Here is a 9,226-nt window from a genome sequence, read left to right as displayed (position 1 = left end):
CCACTGACCAACCTCCGTGGCACCGCCGGCGCCACGCTCAGCCGGGGCGGATTCGACCGGCCGAAGGTGGTTGGTGAGTGGCTGGGGTCCGCCCTTAGAGGGTTAGGGCGAGGCGGGTGGCTTGGTCTATGGCTCGTTTGGCGTCCAGCTCGGCGGCGAGGTCGGCGCCGCCGATGATGTGGACGGGGCGGCCGGAGGTGGTGAGGGTGTCGGCCAGGTCGCGGACGGATTCTTGGCCGGCGCAGACGACGATGGTGTCGACGGCGAGGACGCGGGGCTTCTCGTGCTGAGGGCCGAAGGTCAGGTGCAGGCCTTCGTCGTCGATGCGTTCGTAGTTGACGCCGCGGAGTTGCTCGACCTGCTTGTTCTTGAGGGCGGCGCGGTGCACCCAGCCGGTGGTTTTGCCCAGGCCGGCGCCGATGCGGCCGGGCTTGCGCTGCAACAGGTAGACCTGCCGCGGTGATGCTTCAGGATGCGGTACGCCGAGCGCTCCGCGGGTGACCGTGGGATCGGCGACACCCCACTCGGCCTTCCACGCATCGAGATCGAGAGTCGGCGAATCGACAGTGGTGAGGAACTCGCTGACATCCACGCCGATCCCGCCGGCCCCGATCACCGCGACCGAGTCACCGACGGGCTTCCCTTCGCGGACGACCTCGACGTACGAGAGCACCTTGGGGTGGTCGATGCCGGGGATCGACGGCACCCGCGGTACGACGCCCGTCGCGAGCACGATCTCGTCGAATCCGGCCAGGTCCGCGGCGCTCGCCCGGCGACCCAGATGGACCTTGACGCCGGTGATCTCGAGGCGGCGCCGGTAGTACCGGATCGTCTCGGCGAACTCCTCCTTGCCGGGGATCCGGCGCGCGATCCCGAACTGCCCGCCGATCTCCTGGTCGGCCTCGAACAGTTCGACGTCGTGCCCGCGCTCGGCCGCGGTGACTGCGGCGGCCAGCCCGGCCGGTCCGGCGCCGACGACCGCGATGTGTTTGACCTTGCGGGTCGGCAGCAGTTGGAGTTCGGTCTCGCGAGCCGCGCGCGGGTTGACCATGCAGCTCGCCTTCTTCTTGGCGAACACGTGATCCAGGCAGGCCTGGTTGCAGGCGATACAGACGTTGATCTCGTCGGCCCGGTCAGCCGTTGCCTTGAGCACCCAATCAGGGTCGGCCAGGAACGGGCGGGCCATGCTGATCAGGTCGGCGTCACCGCGAGCCAGCACCTCCTCGGCGACCTGCGGCAGGTTGATCCGGTTCGACGTGACGACCGGGATGCTCACATGCGGCTTGAATGCGGCGGTGACGCTGGTGAACGCGGCCCTCGGTACGGAGGTGACGATCGTCGGCACCCGGGCCTCGTGCCAGCCAATCCCGGTGTTGATGATCGACGCACCGGCCGCCTCGATCTCCTTGCCCAGCGCAACGACCTCGTCCCAGGTCTGACCGCCCTCGACGAGGTCGGCCATCGAGAGCCGGTAGATGATCAGGAAGTTCGGTCCGACCCGTTCGCGGGTCCGGCGGACGATCTCGACCGCGAGCCGGCGGCGGTTCTCCGCACTGCCACCCCACCGGTCGGTGCGCTTGTTCGTGCGCTCGGCGAGGAACTGGTTGATGAAGTACCCCTCCGACCCCATGATCTCGACCCCGTCGTACCCGGCCTCCTGCGCCAGCCCGGCACAATCGACGTACGCCGAGATCTGCTTGCGCACCCCACGGTCGGACAGCGCGCGCGGCTTGAACGGGTTGATCGGTGCCTTGACTGCGGACGCGGAGACACTGAACGGGTGGTACGAATACCGCCCGGCATGCAGGATCTGCAGCGCGATCTTCCCGCCGGCAGCGTGTACGGCGTCAGTCAGCATCCGGTGCTTGCGCGCCTGCCGGCGAGTACTGAGCGTGGATCCGAACGGCGTCAGCCAGCCCGTGCGGTTCGGCGCGTAACCGCCGGTCACCATCAGGCCGACACCACCACGCGCCCGCTCGGCGAAGTACGCCGCGAGCTTGGGCAGATCGCTCAGCCGATCCTCGAGACCGGTGTGCATCGAGCCCATGATGACGCGATTCGGCAGCACCACATGCCCGAGATCGAGCGGCTCCAGCAGGTGCGGGTATGCGGTCATGAGGTCTCCTCGAGGGCTTCGGTCACTTCGTCGCACCAGGCCACGAAGGACTCTTCGGCGCGGATGCCACCGCGTAGTACGAGGTACTGGTGCAGTTCGCGGCCGTTCAACGTGGCCGGCTTGGGAAAGTCCTTGGCCTGGATCCCGCGATACACCTCGAGCCGCGTGGCGTGCTCGGCCCGGTGCCGCGCCACCTCGCGCAGTACGGCGTCGACCCCGCCGATCGAGGCGGCCCGGAGCTTCACCCCGAGCGCGTCCCGGAGGATCGCAACCTCCCCCGGCTCGGCGATCCAGCGGGCGAGCTCGGCGCGACCGCCGTCGGAGACCCGGTAGACCTTCTTGTCCGGGCGGCCCTCCTGGGCGACCTCGGTGTGAGTGACCCAGCCGGCCTCGTCCATCCGGCGCAGCACCCGGTAGATCTGCTGGTGCGTGGCCGGCCAGAAATAGCCGATAGACCGGTCGAACCGCCGGGCCAACTCGTACCCGGAGCCGGTCCGCTCGGTCAGCGACACGAGGATCGCGTGTTCCAGTGCCATGCGGTGAGCGTACCTATGCAACGAGGTGCAGTGCACCTAGTTGCAGCGCATGTCACAGTCAGCAGGCGGACAGGCTTGTCAGAACTTGAGAGAATGGTTGCAGACGCCAGCTATTTCGCCGCCTGAGGAGAGGGAAGACGATGGACCAGCAGGCCCACCCGACCAAGACGACGTTGCCGGGGATCGGCATCCGGTACGACCTGGTCACCCTCGGCGGGAAACACGTCTCCGTGGTGGTCCGCAACGACGGCCGGCGCTACCTCGGCTTCCACGATCCCGAGGACGACGACGCCTGCACGAACACGGTCCCGCTCGATCCCGGTGAAGCCGCCGCGCTGGCGAACCTCCTGATCCCCGAACAGCTCGACCCGGTCCGGAACGAGATCGAGATCGACCTCGTCACCGAACACATCCCGATCACGGCCAAATCGCCGTACGGCGGCCGCACGCTCGGCGACACCCAGGCCCGCAGCCGGACCGGGGCGTCGATCGTCGCGGTACTGCGTCGTACCGGCGCGACCCCCTCGCCGACGCCGGACTTCCGGTTCGCGACCGGCGACACCCTGGTCGTCGTCGGGACCCGTGAAGGTGTGGACGCCGTGGCCGATCTGATTGCGGGCGGGTGAGCCAGATGCACGAAGACATCACCATGCTGTTGATCGAGCTGGGTGCAGTCATCCTTGCCCTGGGCATCCTTGGACGGATCGCGAGCCGGTTCGGGTTCTCACCGATTCCCCTTTATTTGCTGGCAGGTCTGGCCTTCGGGCACGGTGGATTGTTGCCATTGGCAGCCAGTGAGGAATTCGTTGCCACCGGCGCCGAGATCGGTGTCATCCTGCTTCTGCTGCTGCTCGGCCTCGAGTACACGGCCTCGGATCTGGTCACCACACTCAAGACGCAGTACCTCTCGGGCATCGTCGACTTCGTGCTGAACGCCCTTCCGGGCGCTGCCGTGGCGCTGCTGCTGGGCTGGGGTCCGGTCGCAGCGGTCGCACTGGGCGGTGTCACCTGGATCTCGTCGTCCGGCGTGATCGCGAAGGTGGTTGGCGATCTCGGCCGACTCGGTAACCGCGAAACGCCTGTGGTGCTGGGGATTCTGGTCCTCGAGGACCTGTCGATGGCGGTCTACCTGCCGATCCTGACTGCGCTTCTTGCCGGTGTCGGACTGGCCGGTGGGAGCATCACGCTGCTGATCTCGCTGGGCACGGTCAGCATCGTGCTGTTCCTCGCGTTGCGGTACGGGCGCGTGATCAGCCGGGCGGTTTCGTCCGACAACCCCGAGATGCTGCTGCTCGTCGTACTAGGTCTGACGCTTCTGGTCGCCGGTATCGCGCAGCAACTGCAGGTGTCGGCGGCCGTCGGTGCCTTCCTGGTCGGAATCGCGCTGTCGGGTGAGGTCGCGCACGGCGCACGGAACCTCCTGAGCCCACTGCGGGACCTCTTCGCCGCGGTCTTCTTCGTCTTCTTCGGCCTGAGCACCGATCCCGCCGACATCCCACCGGTCTTCGCCATCGCCCTCGGCCTCGCGGTCCTGACCGCACTCACCAAGATCGCCACAGGCTGGTACGCCGCTCGCCGGGCCGGCGTCGGTACCGCAGGCCGCTGGCGAGCCGGTGGAACGCTCGTCGCCCGCGGCGAGTTCTCGATCGTCATCGCCGGGCTCGCGGTCGGCGTCGAACCCCGCCTCGGCCCACTGGCCACCGCCTACGTCCTCATCCTTGTCATCCTCGGCCCTCTGGCGGCCCGCTACACCGAGCCAATCGCCCGCCGCTTCACCAAACGCACTCCCCCAACGGTCGGTCCGCCCGCCCTGGAACGCCTGGACGACCCCGCCAACAGCACTCCGTAGCGTCGACTCGGCCGGAGACGTCCGCTGTGGCTGATCACGGCTCCGGCCGACAAAGCAGGGTGGCTGGGCGATGCGGTGGCTGAGGTGGACGGCGAGGCCGTGGCCAGCAGCCCCCGAACCGTAACGTCCGAAGAAGCGGAGGGCGGCCCTCCGATCGTTCGGACGTTAGCGGGGAGGCGGGCATAACGTCCGAAGAAGCGGAGGGCCGCCCTCCGGGCGTTCGGACGTTAGAAGAGGGCGTCGGCGCGTTCGTGGTTGAGGAGGGCTTGTTTGCGGTGGAGGCCGCCGCCGTAGCCGGTGAGGTTGCCGGTGGCGCCTACTACTCGGTGGCAGGGGACGATGATGCTGACGGGGTTCTTGCCGTTCGCCAGGCCGACCGCTCGGGAGGCGCCGGGGACGAGGCCGAGGTCGCGGGCGAGGTCGCCGTACGTGGTGATCTCGCCGTACGGGATGGTTTGGAGAGCGGTCCAGACGCGTTGCTGGAAAGGGGTTCCGGACAGCTTCAGCGGTACGTCGAAGGTGGTGCGGCCGTGGTGGAAGTACTCGGTGAGTTGCTCGGCGACCAGCGGCAGCACGGAGTCGTCGCGGGTGCCGAAGGTTTCGATCGGGGGTCGGTGGCGGTGCTGCTCCATGTAGAGGCCGGCCAGCTCACCGGTGTCGGTCGCGACCATGGTGAGGGGGCCGACCGGGCTGTCCATGACGGCGTACGTCATCGGCTGATCCGGTAGAGGACGTGGCGCTGCAGGCGGTGGCCGGCCGGGAGGCGGGGGTGGTCGAAGTCGCCGGCCTCGTCGTGGATCATGCCGATCTTCTGCATGACGCGCTGGGACGGAACATTGGTGGTGGCAGTGAACGAGATGATCTCGCGCAGGCCGACCGGACCGAAGCCGAAGTCGAGGGCCGCCCGAGCCGCCTCGGTGGCGTAGCCGTTGCCCCAGGCACCTTTCGCCAATCGCCAGCCGATCTCCACGCCGGGCAGGAAGGCGGCCTCGAAACGCGGCACCGCCATACCGGTGAACCCGATGAACTCCCCCGTCTCCCGCACCTCCACCGCCCACAGCCCCCAGCCCTGGTCAGCGATCGCCGCCGATTCCCGGTCGATCAGCGCGTCGCTCTCCTCGCGGGTCACCAGCTTCGGGAAGTGCTCCATCACTGCCGGGTCCGCGTTCAGCGCGGCGAACGGCTCGCGGTCGGAGTCGCGCCACTGACGCAGCAGGAGGCGATCGGTGGTCAGGTCGGGCATGCTCGCTCCAGTCATTCCGGGATCTTGTTGATGGCGTGGTCGCCGGTCGCCCACAGGTACTGAACGGCGTACGCACGCCACGGCCGCCAGGCACGCGCGTGCGCGATCAACGGTTTAGGGGCCTCAGGCAACCCCAGGTCGCGCGCGGCGTACCGGATGCCGAGATCGCTGGCCACGAACGCATCCGGATCACCCAGCGCCCGCATCGCGATCGACTCGACCGTCCACGGCCCGATCCCCGGCAGCGCGGCGAGTTGCTCACGAGCGCGATCCCAGTCGGCGCCGGCGCCGAGGTCGATCTCGCCGGCCGCGAGGGTCGCGATCAGCGTCGTGAGCGTCGTACGCCGCGACTTCGGAAACGCCAACGTCTCCGGATCCAGCCCGGCCAACGCCTGCGTGGTCGGGAAGAGATGGGTGAGCCCACCAGCCGGATCCTCGATCGGCTCGCCATGCTGCAGAACCAACCGATGCGCATGCGTCCGCGCAGCCGCCGTCGAGACCTGCTGCCCGAGCACAGCCCGTACGGCGAACTCCTCGCCATCGACCGTATGAGGAACCCGCCGCCCCGGCGCCTTCGCGATCAGCGGCGCCAGCACCGGATCGGTGGCGAGCAGCTCGTCAACAGCAACCGGATCCGCATCGAGGTCGAGCATCCGGCGGCACCGGCTGATCGCGATCGCGAGATCACGCTGGTCGGTGAGCGACAGTTGGCAGGCGATGTGATCGGGCATCGGCTTGAGCGCGACAACACCATGACCGTGCGGGAGTCGCAGCGTGCGGCGGTAGTGACCGTCGCGCCACTCCTCCACGCCCGGTACGCCGGTTGCGATCAGATGGCCGAAGAGATTGTCCGGAGTCAGCGGCGCGCGGAACGGGAGTCGCAGCGAAATCGTGCCAGGCGCGACTGCCGTCGTACCGCGTCGTCCTCGGAGCTCGGTCGGGGACAGCGCGAAGACCTCTTGCACGGTCTCGTTGAACGTCCGCACGCTTGAGAAGCCTGCCGCGAAGGCGACGTCGGCCATCTGCAGATCGCTGGTCTCGATCAGCAATCGTGCAGTCTGCGCGCGTTGGGCACGAGCCAACGCGAGCGGTCCGGCGCCGAGCTCGGCCAGCAACTGCCTCTGCACCTGCCGGACGCTGTAGCCGAGCTGCGTCGCCAACCCCGGTACGCCGTCGCGGTCGACGACGCCGTCCGCAATCAACCGCATGGCGCGGGCGACGAGGTCGGCCCGGTCGTTCCACTCCGGGGAACCTGGACTCGCGTCCGGGCGGCACCGCTTGCAGGCGCGGAACCCGGCCTGCTGCGCGGCGGCAGCGCTCGGGTAGAACTCCATGTTCTTGACCTTCGGCGGCACCACCGGGCAGCTCGGCCGGCAGTAGATCCGGGTCGTCAGCACCGCGGTGAAGAACCACCCGTCGAAGCGTGCGTCCTTCGACTGCACCGCTCGCACGCATCGTTCCCTGCATTCATACACAGGACCAGCATCCCTGCCCCCACCGACAGTCGCTAGCGGTTTTACGACATCAAGGTGTGGCGAGAATGCGACGCGAGTTCCTGGTGTCGCATTCCCGCCGGAACGCCGTCTCCCGATCGCCTGGACTAGAGACATGAACGCACTGAGCAACAAGAACGCACTCGTCACTGGTGGCAGCCGCGGTATCGGTGCGGCCACCGTACTCGCCCTCGCCGAGGCCGGCGCCGATGTCGCCTTCACCTACAACAGCTCGCCGGATGCAGCAGCGACGATCGTGAAGGAAATCGAGCGACTCGGCCGCCGGGGCTTCGCGATCGAGGCCGATGCGACCGACGCCACGGTGGTCGCCAACGCCGTTCGCGAGGCCCATGGATCGCTCGGCGGTCTGGACATCCTCGTCAACAACGCCGGGATGGGCGCGATCGGCCCGATCGAGGGCTTCACCTCCGCCGAAATCGATCGCGCGCTGGCCATCAACGTCCGCGCTGTGTACGCCGCTTGCCAGGCGGCGGCTCCATTGCTGGCTGACGGTGGCCGGCTGATCCACCTCGGCAGCTGCGCGGCCGCTCGGGTCACCGGCCCGGGCATGACCCTCTACGCGATGACCAAGGCCGCGCTGGTCGGGCTGAGCAAGGGTCTGGCCCGCGAGTTCGGCGTACGGAACGTCACGTCGAACGTCGTCCAGCCCGGCCCGATCGACACCGACATGAACCCGGCCGACGGCCCGTACGCCGACCCGCAGATCGCCCACCTGGCCCTCGACCGCTTCGGCTCCCCCGCCGAAGTCGCCGCCGCCATCACCTACCTGGCCGGCCCGCACGCCGCCTACATCACCGGCACCGAACTAACCATCGACGGCGGCCACACCGCATAACTCCCCACCTCCGGCGCCCGCCCTCCCCCGCACACTGAACGGATATCAGTCGCTGTTGCCCCTTCTCGCGCCGTATACGACCTGAGGAGGGGCAACGCGGACGGATATCCGTCGCTTGTGCTGGAGGTGTGGGGTTCTTGTACGGCGGCCTCGGTGGCGGTGCACTCGGATGCGGCCGGGGACCTGCGGCAATGGTTGCTCGCCACTGCGGCCGGCGTTACAGAGGGGTTGTCGCTGGGCGGGTCCCTGGCTGGGCGGACCTTTGGCTGGGCGGACCTTTGGCTGGACGGGTCTTTGGCTGGGCCGGACGGCTCGGTCGGCGAACAGAGGTGAACGAGGCCTGGGGCTGACCGGCTGTGGCTGCTGCCGGTGGTGACGAGGCGTGTCGACGGGCTCGTCGCGGTGGTTCGAGGAAGATCGGGCTGGCTGGGGTGCTGTACACGGTTGTCCGGCGAGGCTGGGGAGTCGTACCCCCCCGAAAACGACCGGTAGAACTCCCCAGCCCCGCAGTAACCAGCCGACCGGCCGATCCCCGGACACCAAGTCGGGACCCCGGACACCTCACCAGATGTCCGAGCTCCCCAGTAGGTGACCGCAGTACACCCCGCCCACCTGCACCCGGCCCAGCAGAGCGCCGTACCCACAACGTCCGAAGGACACGCGCGCCAGGTCCTCCGGATCGTCGGACGCTAAACACTGCCCCAGCTAACGTCCGAAAAACACGCACACCTCGTCACCGGATCTTCGGACGCTAAACGCTGGCCCGGCTAACGTCCGAAGGATCCGAGGGCGGGGTCTTCGGAGCTTCGGACGTTGTGAGGGGCGTGATGGCGAATCACCCGCACATCGGAACAGGAGGAGGGGTATCCGTTCAATGTGCTGGTTCTCCGGTCGAATAACGAGGGGAGAACCGGCAATCCGAGCGGAGATCCCCTCATTTTCCGCGTGACCGGCACAGCCCGGAGGGCCAGCTGCGGGGTTATCCCTCCAGTTGGGGGGTTGCCCATCGAAATTTTCAGTGGGCAACCCCCCAACTCGACAGGCAACCCCGGCTGTGCGGACGCCACACGCAGGCCCCGGGCGTAGCCGCACGGCCGGTCAGCTTGGCCGGGGCCGGGCGGAGGGACGCGAGG

8 protein-coding genes are annotated in these 9,226 nt (G+C 68.3%); 3 read left to right on the top strand and 5 right to left on the bottom strand.

Features of this window, described 5'->3' with window-relative positions; genetic code table 11:
* Window positions 1-94 precede the first annotated feature (94 nt).
* A complete protein-coding gene (locus tag E1261_RS40515; protein ID WP_132415066.1) occupies window positions 95-2,116 on the bottom strand; it encodes an NADPH-dependent 2,4-dienoyl-CoA reductase in 2,022 nt (673 codons plus the stop codon).
* The gene (locus tag E1261_RS40510) at window positions 2,113-2,652 is read right to left on the bottom strand and encodes a PadR family transcriptional regulator (RefSeq protein WP_132415065.1); all 540 of its coding nucleotides are present in this window, start codon (window positions 2,650-2,652) and stop codon (window positions 2,113-2,115) included. The genes E1261_RS40515 and E1261_RS40510 overlap by 4 nt, the downstream gene beginning before the upstream one ends.
* A gap of 140 nt (window positions 2,653-2,792) precedes the next feature.
* On the opposite strand from E1261_RS40510, the gene E1261_RS40505 reads away from it, so the two are divergent.
* Window positions 2,793-3,278, top strand: coding sequence for a cation:proton antiporter regulatory subunit (locus E1261_RS40505; protein ID WP_132415064.1), 486 nt, complete (start codon window positions 2,793-2,795; stop codon window positions 3,276-3,278).
* A gap of 5 nt (window positions 3,279-3,283) precedes the next feature.
* Complete coding sequence (locus E1261_RS40500; RefSeq protein WP_132415063.1) at window positions 3,284-4,501, top strand: cation:proton antiporter; 1,218 nt, start codon at window positions 3,284-3,286, stop codon at window positions 4,499-4,501.
* A gap of 227 nt (window positions 4,502-4,728) precedes the next feature.
* On the opposite strand, the gene E1261_RS40495 is transcribed toward E1261_RS40500, so the two are convergent.
* The 3 genes from E1261_RS40495 to E1261_RS40485 are packed head-to-tail and all read right to left on the bottom strand — an operon-like array spanning window position 4,729 to window position 7,195.
* Window positions 4,729-5,214, bottom strand: coding sequence for a methylated-DNA--[protein]-cysteine S-methyltransferase (locus E1261_RS40495; protein WP_132415062.1), 486 nt, complete (start codon window positions 5,212-5,214; stop codon window positions 4,729-4,731).
* Window positions 5,211-5,759, bottom strand: a complete 549-nt coding sequence (locus E1261_RS40490; RefSeq protein WP_238176753.1) for a GNAT family N-acetyltransferase — start codon at window positions 5,757-5,759, stop codon at window positions 5,211-5,213. The genes E1261_RS40495 and E1261_RS40490 overlap by 4 nt, the downstream gene beginning before the upstream one ends.
* Window positions 5,756-7,195 (bottom strand): AlkA N-terminal domain-containing protein, encoded by a 1,440-nt coding sequence (locus tag E1261_RS40485; RefSeq protein WP_272948641.1) that lies wholly within the window; start codon window positions 7,193-7,195, stop codon window positions 5,756-5,758. The genes E1261_RS40490 and E1261_RS40485 overlap by 4 nt, the downstream gene beginning before the upstream one ends.
* Window positions 7,196-7,352: 157 nt before the next feature.
* Here E1261_RS40485 and E1261_RS40480 point away from each other — a divergent pair, with 157 nt between their 5' ends.
* Window positions 7,353-8,093 carry an SDR family NAD(P)-dependent oxidoreductase gene (locus E1261_RS40480; RefSeq protein WP_132415060.1) on the top strand — a complete coding sequence of 247 codons (741 nt, stop codon included), beginning with the start codon at window positions 7,353-7,355 and terminating at the stop codon, window positions 8,091-8,093.
* Window positions 8,094-9,226: the final 1,133 nt, after the last annotated feature.

The organism is Kribbella albertanoniae (genome assembly GCF_004348455.1).
In the GTDB taxonomy this organism is placed as follows: Bacteria; Actinomycetota; Actinomycetes; order Propionibacteriales; family Kribbellaceae; genus Kribbella; species Kribbella albertanoniae.
The sequence above is the reverse complement of the archived record's forward strand: the minus strand, read 5'-3'. Positions and strand labels throughout refer to the sequence as shown.